Raw genomic sequence first — 1,444 nt, forward strand, 5'->3', positions numbered from 1 at the left:
TGAACTGACCCCCGAAAGTTGGACAACCAACTTTCGGGGTTTTTCATGTCGAAATACAGCACGTCGTTCAAGCAGAGTGTTGTGGAGTTTTACAGCGGCGGCCAGCGCAGCCTGCAGGAGGTGAGTGCGCATTTTGGGATCGACCATTCGACGGTGCGAAAATGGGTGGCGATGCACGCGGCGCATGGGGTTGACGGTCTGGCGAAGAAGTTCAGCCACTACAATGCTGAGTTCAAGCTATCGGTTCTGCGTCGGATGTGGGAGGATGGGCTCTCTTACCGCCGGACGGCGGCGTTGTTCAACCTGCGCAATAAGAGTTGCCTGCCGGATTGGGAGCGCCGCTATAAGGCCGGTGGTATTGATGCCCTGATGCCACGTCGTCGAGGAAGGCCCCGATCGATGCCCGAGCCACCTGTGCTGTCCGACAAGACGGATGCCCCGCAGAGCGATGAGGCCAAGAGCCGCGAGGAGCTTCTGGCGGAGCTGGCCTATCTGCGTATGGAGAATGCCTACCTAAAAAAACTGGAGGCCTTAACGCAGGCACGACAAGCGCCGACAAGACGCAAGCCGTCCAGGCGTTAAGGCCGCTCTATCCGTTCGACGGGCTGCTGAAGCTTGCGGGCCTGGCCCGCAGCACGTTCTATTATCGGCAGAAGGTCTCGTCCCTGGCCGATCGGCATGCAGCGCTGAAGACCAGGATCAAAGCGATCTTCGAAGCCCATAAGGGGCGCTATGGCTATCGTCGGATCACGGCTGCGATCCGCAGCCTCGGGGAGACGGTCAATCACAAGACCGTCCAACGTCTGATGATCGAGATGGGATTGAAGTCCCTGGTCCGGCCGAAGAAGTACCGCTCCTACAAGGGGCAGACGGGACGCGTGGCCCCGGACCTCCTTCAGCGGCAGTTCACCGCCGAGCGTATGCATCAGAAATGGGTGACGGACGTCACCGAGTTCAACATCGCCGGGGAAAAACTCTTCCTCTCGCCGGTCATGGACCTCCACAACGGCGAGATCGTTGCCTTCGAGACGGCGAGACGACCGGTCTTCAAGCTGGTCCAGGACATGCTGGTCAAGGCCCTGGACCAACTCTGCAACGCCGAAAGGCCAATCCTGCATTCCGATCAGGGATGGCAATATCAAATGCCGGCCTGGGGCCGCATGCTTGAAAGCCGCAACATTGCCCAAAGCATGTCACGCAAGGGCAACTGCCTCGACAATGCCGCCATGGAGAGCTTCTTCGCCACCCTCAAATCCGAGTTCTTCCATCCTAACCACTTCGACAGCATCGAGAGCCTGCGTGATGGCGTCGAGGACTATATTCGATATTACAACAACGATCGCATCAGGCTAAAACTCAAAGGGCTGAGCCCTGTTCAATACAGGACACAGCCCTTAAATCAGCCCAGCCAATAAACCGTCCAACTTTACGGGGTCAGTTCACA

1 protein-coding gene is annotated in these 1,444 nt (G+C 58.0%); it reads left to right on the forward strand.

Going from position 1 to position 1,444, the window contains the following annotated elements:
* Nucleotides 1-45 precede the first annotated feature (45 nt).
* Nucleotides 46-1,415, forward strand: a protein-coding gene (locus JJQ51_RS32760; RefSeq protein ID WP_442967361.1) for an IS3 family transposase whose coding sequence is annotated in 2 segments (ribosomal slippage) — nucleotides 46-523 and nucleotides 523-1,415 — 1,371 coding nt in all. Because the reading frame shifts where the segments join, the coding sequence is not laid out codon by codon here.
* Nucleotides 1,416-1,444 lie beyond the last annotated feature (29 nt).

Source organism: Rhizobium sp. AG207R (assembly GCF_027109195.1).
In the GTDB taxonomy this organism is placed as follows: Bacteria; Pseudomonadota; Alphaproteobacteria; order Rhizobiales; family Rhizobiaceae; genus Rhizobium; species Rhizobium dioscoreae.